Below are 20,226 nucleotides of genomic sequence, written 5' to 3' on the forward strand. Positions count from 1 at the left end.
CTATACCATGAAATATTTGTTGTTAATCCGTCATATTGCCTGTGCAATGTACACTACTGTTCAAGGTCCCGTCAGCGTTTTGGGGGATACAAATTATCCGGAGAAAAAGGGGATTGATATGCAGCATGCCATCGGTGATGTTGGTGGTATACCTGTGTAATCCAAGTGCGGTCAGACTGTTATTTTATTCTTCCGGCGTTCCAAAGCGCCGGCTAACATTAATCCCTATACCATGAAGTTTTGTTTGTCTTTCTTATTTAGGATGTTATCCCTTACTGCTCCGGACAGCGCTATGTTCCGGGCGGGTGGAGGTACACTGAAAATTAAATCCGGCCTATGGCACTTTTTAAATGCACTCATCTTACAGGAAAACTGAAACTCCTATGAGCAATTCAATGAAAACTTTTTATCTCTTGGTTTTTATCAGCCTGCTGCCGGTGGTTTCTTCGGCGCAACAGGTTTATAACACACTGCTCAGGACAAACCCGGCTTTGCAAACAGCGTTGATTGATTCCCTGAACAAGAAGGGGAAACTGATGGGTAAAAGCAACCCGGGGAAATTGGCCGCCGCATTAAACGATACTGCCCGTCAGCTTTTCTACAGGCATGTTAATTCTGTGTATGGCCCCCGGCAGTTACAACAGTTAAGCCGCAGCTACCAGATGTTTGGAGATACCGCTAAAATATCTTCTTATGTAGCCGGAAAACTAAGAGGATTTTATGCTCTCAGGAATGAATCCGAAGCATCAGCCTTTATGAAGGCCGGCGCATATGCGAATGACTTTAAATTATTATCCGGTAGTGCTTTTTATGATAATACGCCGGGAGCAGTTGTGAAATCCGGCGTGGGTGTGCAGCTGGAGGACAGGGTGGTAGTAGGCAATATCCCGGTGAACATTGTTTATAACAGCCTGGCAGGAGCGTCCCCGTTTGATAAAGGGCTGATGGGTCAACAACTGAAGAAGTTTTCATTTGATAAAGATGCTTACCTGCAAAGGATGAACGGGTATCTTAATAAAACATACGATCTCAAAAAATATTTCCTGGGAGATATAGATGTAACAACTGCTGTTAAATCTTTTGCATCAAAACAGCTCACTGATATACAGAATGAAATGAAGGCAATGACAGATCCTTCACAGGCCGCCGCTTTCAATAACCTGACATCCCCCGAACAGTTGATTTACCTGGACAGCAGCCAGATAAGGCAGCTGCTGTTAAGTGATAAGACGTTGCAACTTACAGCCGAAGATCTGAACGGAAATGTTGCCGCCGGAATGGATTCGGTGTCGGCCCACGGAAAAACAGTGATGGCAGCCCGTCACTATCTCAGCAGGATTGAAACCTTAAAAACGTCGGTGGTGCAGGGATTACAGGCCAGGGAAACATTGTCCGCCGAGCATCAGGCTACCGGTGATATCCGGCAGCGGATCAATGATCCGGAGGCGCAGAAAAGGAGTATTAAAGAATTGTTACCCCTGAATTTTTTACAACGGCTGCTACTGCAGGCTAAAAGCCTCAACATCGGTAATATAGCTGCAAACGGTAGTAAGGGTGGTGTGCGGGATCTTTTCATGTCCGGTGTGCAGGGGTCATTTCTTAATAAGGGCAGTTTCCTGATGCTGGGCCTGGGAACTACCCGTCAGGGCGGGGATATCAGGGATCAGAATTTCAGTTCTTCCCTTGACCCCGGCGCTTATAGCATGCAGTTCCTGCAAATGGGTAAAGGTGATATCAGCGAGACACACAGTCATGTGGCATTGATGAATGCCAATACAAAAAACAAAGATTACCGGCAGTTCAATGCCTCGAGCCTGAAACGTAACATATTCGTGGGAGCTTTTTCTGAGAAAATGGATCTGGGAGAATATGGAAGTATAACAGCAGATATATCGAAGTCGAACAACGAATTCAATAACGCTGCCACCGGGAACAGCTACGCACTTTCATCCAAAACCGCTGCATTCACATTGCTGAACGATTTCTGGCAAACTGTTTCAGCAGGACTGGATTACAGCGGGGAATGGAAAGCCCAAAGCATGTCGCAGCGGCTATACCTTAATTACTCCGGCCTGGCCTATACGAACCCCGGATCGCCGGGTGGCAGCAGAGGAACCATACGCTACGGCCTCAATGTTAAGCGGTACTGGAATAAGCGGAAAGTTATGGTGGGATTCAGAACAGATATGCAGGACATGAATACGTCTGCCACCACGGCTTCCGGATGGCGCAACCGGCAGTATACACTGGATACCCGTATAAAAGTGAAGAAGAATTTTTCCCTCTCCACTCGTATGGGTCAATCCACCATGAAGAGCACCTCGGAAAGACTTTTCGAAACCGGATACCTGAGCAGGCAAATAAATGTTTCATCACAATTAAGCGGAAAGCTGTTTTCCCGCATGCAGAATAACAATGTCAGTTTTGGTCTGCAACAGATGGACATTTTGCCGATGAAAAGCCTGCTGGTTAACCTGAATATCAATCATAGTGTGGTGATAAACACCCATGTGTTGACCGTTTCCGTGTTCTATAATAAAGATGTGAAGGATCAGGCGCTCTACGGTAATCTTTTTACCGCGGAAACCGGATGGAGTTATCAGTTGGGTAAAATCTGGTCATGTACCAGTGGTATTAATTATCTCGATAATAAAGATGTGGTGCGGCAGATAGGAATACTGCAAACTGTCAGTGCCGCATTGCTGGATCGGCTACAGGTCAACCTGTATGCTGATTGCAGGAAGCAATTACTGAACACCCCGCAAAATTATCTTTTTGGCAACATCAGCACGCAGCTGGCTTTAAATTACCAATTGAACAGATAGTATATGAAGAGGTTTACGTATTGGATCATAGGATGTTTACTTCTGATAAGTGCGCAGGCAACTGCACAGGTATCATTTGTATTTCTGCCTGAAGTACAGGGAAGAACGATGGATGGTCTTTTTCAGGTAAGGATTGCCGGTGTTGCTGCACAACGGCTGGTAGCCAGTTTGCAGATAACGGTAACTGCACCGAAAGAAGGACGTATCGTGACTATTAAAACAAAACCATTTGAAGTGAAGCCTGGTGTGAATCCGTTGCCTCCAGGACTCATAGCTGGCGCCGGTATTAATTTCGGCAACAGTAAAATTGCAACAATCGTCCGCCAGTCGGGCTTTTTTACGGAAGGAGATTATGAATATTGTTTTGAACTGCTGGATGAGGGCGGGCATACAGGAGAAACACTCGGCATGCAGTGTTTCGATTATTATCTGCAGCCCTTTTCGCCGTTGCTGTTAAGTAGTCCGGCTGATGAGGATGACATCTGTGATAAACGTCCGTCGCTTTACTGGCAGCCTTTGTTGCCTGCAATTCCCGGCCTGCAGTACCGGCTGGTGCTGGCAGAGTGGAAGCAGGACCAGGCAAAGGTGGAAGCGCTCAGGTATAACTTCCCGGTAATTAACCAGCAATATATCAATTTACCTATGCTTTTTTTCCCGCCGTCTGCTAAAGCACTGGAAGAGGGACATCAATATGTTTGGCAGGTTACCGCGTACAAAGAAGGAATGATACTGGGCACTTCTGAAATATGGACTTTTAAGGTGAGCTGCACCGACAGTGTAAAACCATTTACACCGGAAAGTTTCCGTGATATCAGGGATCTGGAAAAAGGCAATTTTTATGTGGCGCGTGGTAAAGTACTGTTTGCTTTGCAGAACATCTTTGAGAAAACCACACTGCAATATCAAATTACTTGTATATCGGATCCAAAGAAAGTAATCAGGAAGCTGCCGGAAGTGAAGCTAGAAAATGGTAACAACCATGTAATCATAGATATTTCGGAAAACAGGGCATTCGTGGATGGTTATTATTACCAGCTAACGGTGAAACTGCCGGACGGCGAAGTAAAACAACTCAGATTCCTCCCTCTATAAAAGCGAAACAGAATAATGAGAAAGGTCTTGAATTTATTTGGGATTGCGTTATTGCTACTCTCCGCCTGCGACCAGCCAGGTGCAGGTCTCAAAGCAATCATGAATGATCCGGCAAGTGGCTTACACCAGGAAAAGCGTGTGGGCAATACCGTAGTGTCATTTACTTATTTGCCTGCGTGTTGGGAGCGTGTCAATGGACGGAGCGCAAACGAAGGGGCTACAGAAATGTGCTTTAAGGTAAATGTGTTTTCTCCCGGAAATAGTGCAGGCATGAGGAAGAAAGACGCCCAGGGAGCCAGTTATGGGTTGGATTCTGTTTTCCAGCTGGTGCTCAATCACGATACGCTGGCGCCATTGCAGGCGCAGCGCATTGCCAATGGTAATATGAAAGGAATTGAATATCTGGTAATTTTTGAGAGACGCCCGCTGAGTAGTGTGCAGGCGGCTGCATTTATCTACAAGGACTGGTTATTTACTTCTACCAGGCTGGTATTCCCGCTACAAAAAAATTATCTCCAGAAATCAGATTCTATAAGCTGCAGGTTATGATTATTCAAAGTATAAAGATTAAAAAGGCACTGGCATTTTTTTTCCTGTTTCTCCTGACTGCGGAGATGTTGTTGCCGCTTCATTCCCTGGCCCTGACTTCAGGACCGGCACAACCGGAACATAAACAGTTTGCTCCTTATGGCACAAACGATATGGTAGACCTGTTCTCCGGGGCGTTTAAATATAACATACCCTTACTGGATGTTGATGGGTACCCTGTTAACCTGAATTACGCTTCCGGGGTTGGAATTGATGATGAGGCCAGCTGGGTGGGACTTGGATGGAACCTGAACGTGGGCGCCGTTAACCGGCAGCTGCGTGGGGTACCGGACGACTTTGCCGGGGATACCATTGCCACTACTCATTTTACGGCCGACAAAATTACCTACGGGGGAAGAGGTACTGTAAGGCTGGAACTAAAAGGCGGAGACGTGGCGAAAGTATCAGGCTCTATTTCTATAGGTGTTTTTAGCGATAGCTACACTGGCATGGGAGCGGAGTTTGGTGTAAATGCCGGCCTAAGTCTGGGAGCTGTGAACAGCGGGTGCCTTACCGGAGGTTTGAATGTCGGGGTAAACTCGAATACCAGCAGCGGTGTGAGCGTTTTCGGAGGCTTGTCTATGAACGCCAATATAGCTGGCAATCCAACTAGTGTATCGGGTGTTTCCGCGAATCTCAGTTATAATACCAGGGAAGGCTTCAAAGAATTGGCGCTGTCAGGTTCTTTTCTACCAGGAGAACTGGCTCCGCAGCCAGGTGTTACCTATTCTTACAACACGCCGCCGTTTAGTCCCCGGATTGGCTTCGGGTATAAATCTTCCAATCAGTCTTATTCTATAACAATAGGAGGTCATGCTTTTGCAGTTTTCGGCGGAGGAGGACTCACCGGGTATATGAACAAACAATCCCTGATCACAAATAAATTAATGACACCGGAGTATGGTTACCTGTATGCCGACAGGGGAACGAAGGATAACCGGGCTGTAATGGACTTTTTACGTGAAAAAGATAACCCCATTATTCCCGGCTTGCCGAACCTGGCGGTACCTGTTAATACCCCGGATGTTTTTTCTTACACCAACCAGGCCGGCAGCGGGCAGTTCCGGCTGCAGCGGGGGAATACCGGGGTGGTATTTGACCCTAAGGCTGAAGACCAGTCAGGGAATTTTTCTCTGGGTGCGGATTATGGTTTCGGATTATGGTTTCATGGCGGCATAGCCATTTATGATCAGAATGTTACCAATGTTACCAGGAAATGGACTAAAGACAATCCATTTCTTCCTGTTGCAGACTACTATGCAGATCCTGCCAAAATAATGGAAGAACAAACCTATTTTAAAATGATGGGTGAGCAAACGGCGGAGGATGGAGGATATGTAAACAGTGTACAGGGAGAGAAGATGATAGCGGTTTCACTGGATGGCCGAAAGACACAAAAAAAGATACACGATAAATATGGCAACGAATATCTGCAGGCAGGCGGATTTAAAAAAAACGACCGTCAGCTGAGAAATTCGCCTGTAAGCTATCTTACTGCCGGCGAAGCGATGCTTACTTCTGGTAATAACAGCTATAAGTCCTATAAGCTGTATGATACCACTTTAAGTACGCCTCCGCCTTGCGGGCCGGAAGTTGTGAACACCTTTTTCAGGAGTGATGTCACCAGGAAGAAACATCATATTTCAGAAATTACTGTAACTGAAAATGATGGTAAAAGAGCCGTATATGGTTTGCCTGTTTATAACCTGCAGCAGGACGAATTTACATTTGCAGTAAATCCCACGTATAAAAATAATGCAACCGATGTAGCGAAGAACCTGATAGGAATGGATGTTGACAGTGATGGAGAAATAGTGCATGATTTTGGAAGAGACAGATATTACAAGCACGAAAAACAGCCGCCATATGCCTCCTCCTACCTGCTTACCGCCATATTAAGCCCGGACTACGTAGATGTTACGAACAACGGTATAACAGACGATGATCTTGGTACCGCGGTAAAGTTCAATTATTCCAAGGTTCCCGGCAACTATGGATGGCGTGCCCCGCTGGATGCAGGCAAGGCGTTATATAACCGCGGACTGAATGCAGATGCAGAAGATGATAAAGGAAGTGTAATTTATGGCAGAAAGGAACTATGGTACCTGAGCTCAATAGAAACCAAAACAAAGATTGCTTATTTTCTTACGGCAGACAGGGACGATGCACTTGGCGTGAGCGACGTATACGGGCACCGCGATAACACCGTCAAACAACGTAAGCTGAAGGAAATAAGGTTGTATTCCAAAAGCGATCTTACCCGTCCTATTAAAACGGTTCACTTAGACTATATCAACACCCTGTGTCCCGGCGTACCAAATAATAGCCTGGGGGGCGGTAAAAACACATTGAAGAGTGTGTACTTCACTTACGCTTCTTCTACTAAAGGGAGGAATCATCCCTATGAGTTTGAATATGACTATAACCAGGCTTATGGATATTTATCGACCGACCGCTGGGGTGTTTTTAAAGGAACAGGCCTGAATCCCGGCGCCATGAGGAATGACGAATTCCCATATACCATACAGAACCAGACTACCGCCAACAATAATGCACGCCTGTGGAATTTGTCGAGGATAAAATTGCCTACAGGAGGAAAAATTGAAGTAGAGTATGAATCCGGTGATTATGCGTACGTGCAGGACCGGAAAGCGATGCAGATGGTAGATATCAAGGCGTTTATTACTGACAGCGCCGGTAATGCCACCAGTAACCTTAGAGCTGCTCATGGCATAAAAATACCTACTCCCGGCCCTTTAAGGGGAGTGAATGATGCGGCCATTCTGCAGAATTTTGTAAATGACTATCTGAACGGCCGGAATGATTTTTATACGCGGATAAATGTAAATGTAACGGACGCTCCGGGGGCAGCAGGCGATGCCTCCTTTGACAACGTTTCCTGCTATGGAGAAATAGTAAAGGTTAAGAACAATGGAGATGGCACGACCAATGTAATCTTTAAAGATCTTACAGAGGGAAGGGTCACCGCCAATCCATTTATTATGGCGGCATGGCAGAAAATGAGGCTGGAATATCCGAAATATGCGTACCCTGGGTTTGAAGACAGGATCCAAAACGAAACAGGTATTGAGAGGGCTTTAACAGCCATCGTGAACGCAATCGGTAATCTGGCTGAGCTGAAGAAGAATTTCAATGAGCGTGCAAGGGACAATGACTTTGCGACCAAGGTTAATCTCGGTAAAAGCTTTGCCCGCGTTGTAAAAGCGGATGGCATTAAATTAGGTGGTCCAGCGCGAGTGAAAAAAATACGTATGTTTGATGGCTGGGATGTAATGAGCGGTAGCACTGCCCCGGCAGCGGCTTATGGGCAGCAATATGAGTACAGAACAACTAATGCATCCGGGCAAACGATCAGCAGTGGCGTGGCATCTTACGAACCGTCTATTGGTCCGGATGAAAACCCGATGCGGATGCCTGTCCCTTACAGCCAGGAATCCAAAGGTACGCTGACCAATTATTTTTACCTGGAAGAGCCTTTTGGGGAAAGCTTATTCCCGGCTCCGCAAATAGGCTATAGCAACGTGATTATACGCGACCTGGATGCAGCAGGTAATGCTGATCCGCAAAAAAACACCGGCTGGATCCAGCAGGAATTTTACACCGCAAAAGACTACCCTGTAATAACAGAAGTGCAGGCGCGACCGGATGTAGAGAAAAGAGGCCCGGCCGGATGGGCCAACTTTGCCGGGGGAAACCAGGTATACGAACTGGCCATGTCGCAGGGGTACGTTATCTGGTTGAATGATATGCATGGTAAGCCCAAAGCAGAACGGGTATTTAATCAGAACGGCTCGGAAATATCTTCCTCTGTTTATTATTATAAATCTGATCTGCTGGATGCGGGTAAGCAAAAGTTAAACAATACGGTAGCTACGGTGGACGAAAAGGGGACCATTAACCCCGCAGAAGTGATTGGCCGGGAAATAGAACTGGTCGCGGATATGCGTGAGCAGGAAACCAGTGATATGGGAGTATCCATACAACTTGGAGTGGATGTAGTCCCTTTTATATGGGGCGCGCTGCCTATCCCACACTGGCCCAGGAAGGATAACGACAGTTACAGATTATTCAGATCAGCATCGGTACTTAAAACAGTGCAGCAAACAGGTATACTGGAAAAAGTAGTGAAAACGGTGAATGGTTCTACCATTACTTCTTCTAACCTGGTATTTGACCGCAATACTGGTCAGCCGGTAGTAACAAGCACCAACAATGAGTTTGATGACCCGGTGTATTCCGTAAATATGCCGGCTTACTGGAGCTATGGAAAAATGGCCGGTGCTTATAAGAACGTCAATACGATATTTAAGAATTTAACTACCGACGTCAACGGATTGGTAGGATCAACTTATGCCTCTTATCTGACGGGTGGAGATGAGTTGATAGACCTGGTGGCAAACGGCAAACGGTATTGGGTGATCAGCAGTCCGACAAGCAGTGATCCGGTAAACCGCATACGGTTAATTGACGACGCCGGAAACCTGGTAAGGAGCCTGAACCGCGATGTAAAAGTATATCGCTCCGGTTACAGGAACCAGCTGGGCGCAACCGCCGGTGCCGTGGTTAGTCTTAAGAATCCTTTGGCAGGCGGTAAGCTTGCTGTTCTTTCCAATGCCGACAATACTTCTTACAGAGTAATAGATGCCAAGGCGATATTATATGAAGAAGAATGGGGGGCAAAAATGTGTATCAGCTGTCCACCGGGATATACGATCAGTGCGGATAGTACCAAATGCCAGTTAATGTCGGTGTTGAATCCTAATGATACGTTGAATGTAGTAGGGATATTCGATGCCGACTACGGTATGGATGGGGTAATTTTCAAAAAATCAGACAATACCACAGTGACAAAGAAAAGCGCTTTCTGGGGCGGCGCTTGTCCTGATGGAGGAGGGTCATTTTTGATGGCTGCTAACAGTGACTCTATTCAGGATACTACCATGTCAGATGATCTTCGTAGTAAGGCTGATACTTCTTCACATGCAAAAACATCTGCCGCCTTAACTGTGGCACGCTGCGGGAGATTATACTCATCAGGGGTATGGTTGAATAAATCACAAACTGTAACTGATATCTGGATGGGATTGGAAACCTGCTTTACAGCAGCTGGTTCCGGGACGTATGCCGTGGGTTACGGTGCGGATAATCAGATGAGACTATATATTGATGATGTACTGAAAGTAATTACGCCAAACATTTCGGGAGGAGATGCAGTCAACTACCGAAGCTGGACAGTAGTAGCACTTCCGCTTACAGCCGGTTCGCATAAGATCCGTATAGAATTCTATAACTTCCCGGCAGCGACCGCCGGCAACGCTGGCTCGGTTGGGGTAGAGATATACAACGCAACTGTAGATGCACTCAGCGCAATGACAGATGCCCAGGCTGGAGCTGTCACCAAATTCTTCTCTACTGAAACTCTTCCCAATAATCCACAGGTAAATACCTACATCCTGGACGCCAGCGGCAACCGCAGAATATCCAGGTATTCCTGCATCCAGGATCTTTGCACTTATCCATTTATATGCGATACCCGGCCTCTTGCCGGAACGGTAAATCCTTACCTGGCAGGGATATTAGGTAACTGGCGGGTGTCTGAAGAAAAAACTTATGAAGTGAACCGTACAGATCAGCAGATCTTCGCTAACAAGGGCGGTGGACTTAACCTGCGTAACAGCGGTTATTACAATACATTTAAATCTTTCTGGTATTATGATATTCCCACCGGGAAATGGGGGCCTGTTCCTGCCAATACCAATTGGGTGACCAGCCGTTATGTAACCTTGTATGATCAGTATGGCCAGGAAATCGAGAATAAGGATGCCTTGCTCCGGTATAGCAGCGCTGCTTTTGGTTACAGGGGAGTGGTGCCGGTAGCTGTTGCGGGGAATGCAATGAAGCGGGAAGTATTTTATGATGGTTTTGAGGATTATAAGTATAGTGGTCTTTGCGGCGCCGGGTCCTGTAGTTTAGATAGCTTTGACATCCGCGCGGCACTAGGTACCAGCTCACTTACCAACCTTAAATCTGACGACGCGCATTCTGGTAATTACAGTCTTAAGTTAACCAATACCATTACGCTGAAGGCAATTGTTCACGCGCAGGAACATAAGCCTGGTAATAGCAATTATCTGAATAAAGATGCATTTGGCCAGTATATTATTAAACTTACGAAAGGCTTGTACCCACAAGGATTTCAACCCTTGCCTTCAAAGAAGTATGTTTTCTCGGCATGGGTAAAGGATGGTAGTACGGGATTGACGATGCCTGCTTTCAATCCGTCTGTTAACGGCGCCGCGATTGCATTAACGGTAAAAGCCGCTGTAGAAGGCTGGAAACTTGTGGAAGGGAAATTTGATGTGCTGTCCGGAGCTACTTCTATACAGGTAATATTGCCTGCATCTGCGTCAGCTGCAGTAGATGATATCCGCATTTTTCCCTATGATGCCACGATTAAAACATATGCTTACGATGAAAAAACACTGCGCCTGATGGCAGAAATGGACGAGAATAACTTTGCCACTTTCTATGAGTATGATGATGAAGGAACATTGATCAGGGTCAAGAAAGAAACAGACCGTGGTATAATGACTCTTAAAGAAAGCCGCTCAGTGTTTCGTAAAAAAGTTAATTAATAATATTAAACGGATCTGACTCCCTACATATGAAAAAGTTTATCTGGATATTAAAATTCATACTCCCGGCATTGATTCTCGGAGGCGTTATCATTTCCTTTGCAGGCGTGCCTGCCTGGATGAATTCCACAAGCCGCAAGCTTTCCGTAAATCCCGCTTCTAAAGAGGGTGTTTTACATAGTATGAAAGATGAAAGTGCGCTGCGGCAATTGATCGGCGTATATGCGCATATGGATTCCTGCCAGGAGTTTTATACCGCTGGTACCATATCAGCCAAAGATCCATCAGATAGTGCCAGCAACCTGTACACTGCCTATAGTTTCTGCCGCAAGGGGAATGAATTCTATTACCAGGCAAGTGACGTGGAAACCATTGCGCTGAAGGACATCTTTATCAGCGTAAGCAAGAATACAAAGAAGATCTTTGTGGGACCTGCCAGGAAAGTGCTTCCTCCGTTTCATATGCCTGCTGATAGTCTTGTTCAGATATGGAGGGATGAAAACTATAAGATCACTGAAGATGTTTCTTCCGGAAAAGCGAGTATCAGCATGGAGAACAGCCGGCATATTTCCTGTAAAGAATACCGCTATGAATATGATCCGTCCGCCATGGTGCTGAAAGGCCTGTATATGAGGTTGACTAATCTCCTTGATCCTCTTAATGACCAGATGGACAAAGAAGTGATGATCACTGTAGACAGGTGGCAGGAAGGCACTATTCCCCAAAAGCTGCTGCAAAAGCAAACCTACCTGGAAAAAGGAAGCGAGGGATGGGAACCCGCCGGCGCTTATGCCGGTTATACGCTGATTAGTTTATTTTAGTGTTAACCCCATTTAATGTTGAATATGCCTTTATTCAAATATTTTACCAGATCATCTGTCATCATACTGATTGCGTTCCTGTTGTTATGCGTTGCAACCGGAAGGGCCCTGGCGGCGATAGAGCCGTATCAGCAGAAAATTCAGGGCCTCGTGAAAAAGGGTGACACCCTGGTAGTGAAAGACGAAAAGTTTGAGAATCCCGCTTATAACTGGGATGCGATCCATAACAATTCTGTGCTGAACATGATTGTTTTTAAACTTAATAATAACGCGCTTGCCGGGGTTAACAAGTCATTTTCCTGCAAGACGGATCTTAAAGTGGAGTACTGGAGTCAACCCGGACAGGAAGAGCCTATTACCATAGAGCATGTGAAGCTTACCATTAATTACGACACTGCTACCGGTGCTGTATATCAGCAGGTGGCGCAATACGACTTCAGCAATGCCTATAAGATAAAGGTTACTGTAAATGATATCAGCAGTGATGAATTGAGTGAATTGCCTGCCATTTTCATGCTGGAGGCACATGTTGTTGTAAACAGGGATTATTTACCGCAAAGTGGTAAAACGCTGATCCCTATGGTAGATATCGTGGAGGATGAACAGCCGGTGATGCAGGGTATGAGTGCCATGAGCGCCATGACATCCGTAATAATAACGGCCAATGCCGTAAAAGTAAGCTGGGACCTGATACCGGGCGCGCAGAAGTATGACCTGGAGTGGACTTTTGTAGATGAAGAATCTGCCAATGGTGCTATTCTTGCGCAGGCAGGGAGCGGTGCTACTATGCAGATACTGGCGCCAATGTTCCGTAATAATTCCACACGCATTACGGTGGAGAATACTGACTACACGATTTCACTGGTGCACAACAATAAGTACCTGCTTATCCGCATGCGTACTGTTGATGAAAGCGCAGGGTATCGTAACGAGGGCACCTGGAGCTACCAGATTTCATCCGGTGGCGTTGTTTCGCCGGCGGTGGTGGTACTCCCTACTACCTGGCATCAGCCAGGTTTAAACTGGCAGTATGATGCAACCTATGCGGAAGAGGGAAAGAAAAAAGAAGTGGTGAATTATTTTGATGGGACACTTCGCAACAGGCAAACGGTTACAGTAAACAACAGTGACAAGGTAGCCATCGTACAGGAAAATGTTTATGACCAGTATGGCAGGCCCGTAGCGAATATTTTGCCAGCTCCGACAGGCTCCGGGATTTTGAACTTTTTCCCTACTTTTAACAAAAATGCTGCGGGAACTACCTATACTGCTGCTAACGTATTTAAGGGCCTTACAGGCGCCTGCATAGGACTCCCTGATCCTTTAAAAACGGAGTCCGGGGCATCTAAATACTATTCTATCAGTAACGAATTCCTTGCAACGGATGCATTGGCGAAATATATTCCTGATGCAGAGGGATATCCACTGGCAGTGACGTCGTATGCGCCGGACAACACGGGCCGTATTGCGGTGAAAGGTGGAGTGGGACTTACTATGCAACCGTCAACAAATGTTGCTGCGAATCATACTACCCGCTATTATTATGGTAAGCCCGAGCAATGGGAGCTTGATCGTCTGTTTGGTAATGACGCCGGCTATGCGGATCACTATCTGAAGAATATGGTGATAGATCCCAATGGCCAGATCAGCATATCTTATCAGAACGCCGCCGGAAAAACGGTAGCAACTGCACTTACGGGGAGCACACCTGATACGTCGCTGCTGGCATTGCCCTCTAAACCTGCTGCGGTTAAAAAGAATATGGTGTTGCTGCAGCCGGAGCGGTTTGTATTTGATCCTGGTACCCTAAAACTTACTGCTACTACCACTTACCTGGCTTCTGTGCCGGATCCTACTGCGTCTTTTACTTTTAGCATGGACAGGTTAATTAAGAAGTACGTGCAGGGTGGTGTAACTATTTGCAGTAATTGTTACTATGATGTAAAGGTCATTGTCAATGATGATTGCAATAACCGGATACTGAATATTGCCAATGTAAAGAGGGGAAGTGCATTGTCGGATTGTAATCTCACATCTGCGAGTGATACCACTTTTACGGTAGCGCTGAATAAAATCGGAGAGTACTACATTACGTTTGAACTGGCGCTTAATCCGAATGTAATTGAGTATTACACAAATGATTTCATCGCGCGGAATACCAATCTTAAAACGCAGTTCCAGTTTGCAATGGAACAGTTGAAGAGAGAAGATTTTACGGGATGTTTTTCGGAGTGTACCACCTGCCGGGAAACGCTGGGAACGAAACCTGGATTTATGACCGCCCTGAAGATAAGGATCAGTCAGAACGGTATTGATACGGTCACCAACCTCGCGGCGATTAATACCTGGGCAGGCGGATTGTATGACGCATTGTACAGTAATTGCCAGACATTGCGTACTTCCTGTTTGGCGTCTCCATGCGACAAACTAGAAAATATACTCTTAAATGATGTAAGTCCTGGCGGCCAATACGCGATGTTTTCCAACGGTGTGCCGATGGAAACCAATATAAATGTGATTTATAATAACTGGCGCAAACCGGATGTTTTTCCAATAAAGCAACCCGGAAATACGGATTATGAAGCCGCTAAGTTTCAGCTACAAGATGGCTCTTACACGTCGCCCTATGATGAGTCTTTTACGCTAGACATGTTAGTGAATTATTGGAGGACGGAATGGGCGGAGAAGTTCCTTGCCTATCATCCGGAGAAATGTGCGCTCACTTTCTGCGGAGCGATGAATACCTATAAATCATGGGACCAGCGGGTAGAAAAAATCTATAACACAACGGCAGATATTCCGCTGATTAAGGCGGGTTTGGTATATGATATCAGCAATGGTTCCTGGTTGTTGGCCGCTGATCCCTTCTTTACAGGCACCGGTGCCGGTACGGCCTATTATGCTGCATTTAAAGCGGACCTGGATAATTATGCCGCAAACATACTGCACATATCGGGTTCGGGGGTGAATAATAAGAGCTTGTCGCAGTATGTAGATTATTTATTGTATTGCGGAGATGGTAAGGGTAATACCAATGTGAACGCAAGTACGGATTTAACGATAAGATGGAATCAGTGTTCCCCGGTTGCCAGTTGCAGAATTCCTGACAAGCAATGGCAAACGTATGCCAATCTGTACCTGGAGTTGAAAGAAAAGTATTACCAGATTTTAAGGGACGCCAATTACTGCCAGGGTATTTGTACGGTAGGCGCTTACCCGGTAATCAGCCCAGGAAACAAACCTACACCACCTGTTCCTTACAGGACCTGTGCTGACTTTAATTTGTCGATGTTTACCAAGTCTGGTAATGTAGGAACGGTTACTATATGGCCTCCTGCCAATATGCCGATTCCAGCTGGTCTTCTGATTGACATTACCTATTATGCTAATGGTGGCAATTGGCCGGCAGATATGCCTTATGATGTGCAGTTTGTTGCGGGATCAGGTCCTCAAAGCTTTACTTTAAAAAGCGGACAGCAGATTACCTGGTCAGAATATTCATGCACCGGTACGCCTACAAATCCTCCTTCGCCCTGCGCAGTAGATTATTGGAGTAAGACAAGCCGTTTGAATAATTATAAATACAACGAAGTATTATCCGTTGATACGGCTGCTTATCTGCCAGCTGCCAGGGACTCGCTGAAGCTGCAGATACAGCGCTCCTGTGAAGTGACGGTGGATCTTCTGATGAAAAAACTGGAAGGATGCTCTGCCCTTACTGCAGGAAATAAGCCGTTGCTGCGTACCCGTTTGATAGAGGTTTGCGCGTTGGGTGGAGATGAAACGCATATCAATGGCTCCAGCAATGCGGCGCCTGGAAAAGTAAATACTGATGGCGATGCGACCTTTGAGCAGGTACTGAAACGCTACCTGAACGTTACTTCGCTTAGCATGCTTTGTAATCCATGGCTGATTGATGTGCCTTATCCGTACAACGTGAGTCCGCAAACCGTTACCAGGTCAGTGGGCGCTACTGATTCAACCATGTGTGCACGTTTGAACGCCCTTAAACTGGAACAACAAAACACACAGCCCGGCACAACCTTCTTTAATTACCTGGTGGCGAAGTATGGCAGTGGCATGAGCATCACGTCTGTTGAACTTGACGCGCTCATGAAAGGCTGTAATAACTGCCGGTATTTACTCGACCGGGAAGTTACCTTACCGGTATTCCTGGATGGCACTACCAAAGGGTGTATTACTGCCACCGAATTCTGGGCCGCCAGAGCAGCTTTTGCGGCATCAGTTGGAGCAACTGGAGATACTTCAGCCATCACCTACAAGAATATATATCGTAATTATCTGAACCAGCGTTGGGGCTTTTCGCTCACTTTTTCGGATTATGATAATTTCAGGAAGTTATTACAGACAAGTCCCACTGCAACACTTTGTAACAGTCCCGTGTACAGCACTTTGCCGGCGGATCCATACCAGTGCATGTATGACCTAGTTGATGGCGCAATAGAAGGAGCGAAGAGGTCTTACACCATGTATATAGATTCTGTGAAACAGGATTTCCGTAAGCAATACATCGATATCTGCAGTGCGGTACGATCTAAGGTATCACTCAACACCTCCCAGCAGATTTATCATTATACCTTATACTATTATGATCAGGCCGGGAATCTCCTGCGGACCGTTCCGCCCGAAGGCGTGGATCTGATCGAAGAACCTGAAAAGCTTGATTGGGTTGATCGCTCGAGAAGGGCAGAGTACAGTCAGTGTACCTATACAGGACCACAGGCGAATACAAACGAAGATGCCACGCTCGATAAACTCGGTGTTGCGCTGATAGGCGCGAGCCAGTCGGTGGAAATGTGGTTGTATAATGCAGATGGCGGTGGGGCACAAGTGCTTGCCAACGCAGGAGACAAGGCGTATTTCAATGTTTGCATAGACGGCAGTTACCTGCATGCAGACGTGTATAAACTGGCGCCACCGGTGACGGGATCTGCAGAGATCATTGCCTCCAACAGCATAGATGTTAATATCAGCGCCTTATTGCCACTGAATCCCTGGACCCATGTGGTACTGCAAGGCCCTGACCTGGACGAAAGTGGTGTTATCAGTGTATTTGTGAATGGGGTAAGTTGTCCTGCTGTGAGTAATGCTCCGCAGTTGGGTTGTGGATGGGACATTACAGCCGCAGCGACTGGAAGCGCCATATTTGCGGAGAACCTTACTTACCTGAGGCAGCTGAGGATGTATAAGCGTTTGATGTCTGTTGCCGAAATTGCCGCCAATGCGAAAGAGAACTGCATGGGGATGGCAGCGGCCTATAGTGCCGCCCTTTTAGCGGACACCATTAGCTGGGGAAGGTTCAATACGCCATTGCCCGGAACAGCAACCACGCTCCCGGATGGAGGAACAACGGAGGTGCAAACATCCGCGGTATATCCACGGCACCGGCTTAGCACGGACTACGCATATAATTCCCTGGGGCAGGTGGTGCAGCAAAATTCGCCGGATGCCAATACCAGCTATTTCTGGTACGACCAGAAAGGCAGGCTTTTCGCATCCCGTAATGCCAATCAGTACCTGGGAACCAATCAATTCAGTTATACCGAATATGATAATCTCGGCAGGATCACCGAAGTAGGGGAAAAGAAGAATGGCAATAGTCTTGGCGTACCGGCTTTTATAGCTGACGCCACTGTGAACCTCTTTTTAAACAGTGGAACCAACAGCCAGATTACCCGCACTTTCTACGATGTTGCTCCGGATGCGCTGTATACACAGGATAATCTCCGTAAACGTGTTTCGGCAAGCCAATACCTGGAAACAGAAGGAACTGTAGAACAGGCATCTTATTATAGTTATGACGCGTTAGGTAATGTGAAGACGCTGTGGCAGAAGTTGTACGGCTTACATGAAGTAAAGAAAATCGACTACAATTATGACCTGGTAAGCGGTAAAGTGAACGCGGTCCGTTATCAGCAGGCAAAACCCGATCAATTCTTTTATAACTATGCCTACGATGCTGAAAACAGGCTGGTGGAAGCCAATTCCGGTATTGCGCATAACGGCAGCAACTGGACAATTAGCCCTACCGGTATCGTTACGGATGCGCATTATTATTATTACAAGCACGGACCTCTTGCACGTGCCCGCATCGGTAAAAACAACGCGCAGGGAATTGACTATGCCTACACATTACAGGGATGGCTTAAAGCGATAAATGGTACAGGGCTTACCCCTGCCAATGACATTGGGCAGGATGGGCAAACAGGCAGCGGAAACAGCACATTCGCCAAAGACGTAATGGCATATTCTCTTGACTATTTTACCGGCGACTATAAGCCTATTGGCACTACAGCCAATGCTCTCGCGGTAAAGTATGCCGCCACCGCCACCGACATCACCGGACAGAACCTCTTTAATGGAAATATCAGCCGTACCACTGTGGCCTTATCGAAATTGAACAGCGGTAACCCAGTTGGCTACAGCTACCGGTATGACCAGTTAAACCGCCTGATACGTATGCGTCAGCACCCGCTGACAGCCATAGGTACATGGGGCTTATCGCAACGGGTGGAAGACAATCAGGAAGATATCAGCTATGATGGTAATGGTAATATCCTTTCCTATTTCAGGAATGGTACCCATGACGTATCCCTGCCGATGGATAATCTCAGCTATTACTATCCCATAGATCAGGCGGGGAATCTTACTGCCAATACATTGCGTCATATAAAGGAAACGGTTGCTCCTGGTACCTATAATTCGGACCTCGACGACATGCCTGATGACAATTATACCTATGATAAAATAGGTAATCTGATAAAAGATCAGAGCGCTTCCATCACAAATATTGCCTGGTCTGTTTATGGTAAAATTAAAAGTATTACTTTTAGTGACGGTAGTTCTTTGATGTATAAATATGATGCCTCCGGCAACCGTATCTATAAGGAGTATACAAAAAGCGGTACTGTCAATAAAACCTGGTATGTAAAGGATGCACAAGGCAATTCCCTGGCCGTTTATGGTAATAATGGCGGTACTCAAACCTACTGGAAAGAGCAACATCTTTATGGTAGCTCCAGATTGGGTATGTGGATGCCAGAAATAGCAGTAACAGGTACAGTTGGCAATCCCGCCACGGCATGGTCGCAGATTAATTTGACCCGTTATGAGTTGAATAATCACCTGGGAAATACCCTGGGAGTGATTTCAGATCAGCAGGTAGGGTTGAATGCTACGGTGTATAATATGTCGGACTATGCGCCGTTTGGTATGCAGATGGTGGGAAGGACATGGAACTTGGGAGCGGGCAGGTATAGATATGGGTTTAATGGGAAGGAGAATGATAATGAAGTGAAAGGAGAGGGGAATAGTTTAGACTTTGGAGCAAGGGTGTATGATCCGCGAATAGGAAGGTTCTTATCAGTAGACCCGTTGACAGGAAGTTATCCGGATATTAGTCCATACTTATATGCAGAAGATAACCCCATCTTTTTAATAGATATTGAGGGTATGGCGGCAGGAGATTTTAATACCGTTGATCCGCCAACGAAACAAGGGCCAGCTCTGAAGAATCAATCTGTAAAAAGATCACCAGATCCGCATCATGTCAATGCAGGGGGAAGAATAATAAAAGACATATTTAGAAACTCGTATGCCACTCGTGGTGGGTGGACTCTGTTTACCTATCTATTATTTAAACCGTTATCAGCAGGAGAAGGGTCCTCAAAGCCTGATACGCATGAGCCTTCAGCAGATGAGATTCTTAAGGATATAATGCATCTTACCAATGATCCTGCAAATGATTTAAGCGACAATGAGAAAAAGGCTTTGCAGGAAAGGATAAATTCTGGGATGGCTAGCCAGAATGATAAGTTGCAGCATAGTATGCTTGGGCAAGGTAAAAGCCTTAATAGCTTTTTCTCTCATACTTCATTTGAAAAGTTAGTTGATAAATCCGGAGATCAATTTTTAGGTGCAGAATTTGGTTTTACAAGTCCCCAAAGTGGCGTTATGCGTGTCGGTGAGTTTTTATCCGAGTACCACGCGAAAGGTGAAACACTCGAATTATTAAGTGCTGCATTTTATATAAGAGGGATGTCAAATGAAGAAGGTGCTGGAGAATTGACAGCAAGAGGTACTAATCATTTATTGAATACTCTGAAAGATAAAGCAAGATCAGAAGGGTTCAAATTTTTAAGAATTCAATTTAAGAGAACAGAACAAAGTTCCTCCGCAAAGCCAGGACATGAATTTGATAAGACGTATAAATTATAGTAATAT

At 46.0% G+C, this 20,226-nt stretch carries 7 protein-coding genes; all 7 read left to right on the plus strand.

Features of this window, described 5'->3' with window-relative positions:
• Nucleotides 1-7: 7 nt before the first annotated feature.
• The 7 genes from QFZ51_RS16770 to QFZ51_RS16800 all read left to right on the plus strand — a co-directional run bounded on the left by QFZ51_RS16770 (nucleotide 8) and on the right by QFZ51_RS16800 (nucleotide 20,220).
• On the plus strand, nucleotides 8-160 hold the full coding sequence (locus QFZ51_RS16770) for a hypothetical protein (protein WP_429047357.1): 153 nt from the start codon (nucleotides 8-10) through the stop codon (nucleotides 158-160).
• Between the two features lie 223 nt (nucleotides 161-383).
• Nucleotides 384-2,825 (plus strand): hypothetical protein, encoded by a 2,442-nt coding sequence (locus QFZ51_RS16775; protein ID WP_429047358.1) that lies wholly within the window; start codon nucleotides 384-386, stop codon nucleotides 2,823-2,825.
• A 3-nt stretch (nucleotides 2,826-2,828) separates the two neighbouring features.
• Nucleotides 2,829-3,917, plus strand: coding sequence for a hypothetical protein (locus QFZ51_RS16780; RefSeq protein ID WP_429047360.1), 1,089 nt, complete (start codon nucleotides 2,829-2,831; stop codon nucleotides 3,915-3,917).
• 15 nt (nucleotides 3,918-3,932) lie between these two features.
• The gene (locus tag QFZ51_RS16785; protein ID WP_429047361.1) at nucleotides 3,933-4,466 is read left to right on the plus strand and encodes a hypothetical protein; all 534 of its coding nucleotides are present in this window, start codon (nucleotides 3,933-3,935) and stop codon (nucleotides 4,464-4,466) included.
• Entirely contained in the window at nucleotides 4,463-11,161 is a 6,699-nt protein-coding gene (locus QFZ51_RS16790) for a hypothetical protein (RefSeq protein WP_429047362.1), read from the plus strand. The genes QFZ51_RS16785 and QFZ51_RS16790 overlap by 4 nt, the downstream gene beginning before the upstream one ends.
• Nucleotides 11,162-11,190: 29 nt before the next feature.
• Nucleotides 11,191-11,982 carry a hypothetical protein gene (locus QFZ51_RS16795; RefSeq protein WP_429047364.1) on the plus strand — a complete coding sequence of 264 codons (792 nt, stop codon included), beginning with the start codon at nucleotides 11,191-11,193 and terminating at the stop codon, nucleotides 11,980-11,982.
• A 24-nt stretch (nucleotides 11,983-12,006) separates the two neighbouring features.
• Nucleotides 12,007-20,220: an RHS repeat-associated core domain-containing protein gene (locus tag QFZ51_RS16800; RefSeq protein WP_429047365.1), complete on the plus strand. Its 8,214-nt coding sequence runs from the start codon at nucleotides 12,007-12,009 to the stop codon at nucleotides 20,218-20,220.
• Nucleotides 20,221-20,226 lie beyond the last annotated feature (6 nt).

Origin of the sequence: Chitinophaga sp. W3I9 (genome assembly GCF_050434025.1) — a bacterium.
Classification (GTDB): Bacteria; Bacteroidota; Bacteroidia; order Chitinophagales; family Chitinophagaceae; genus Chitinophaga.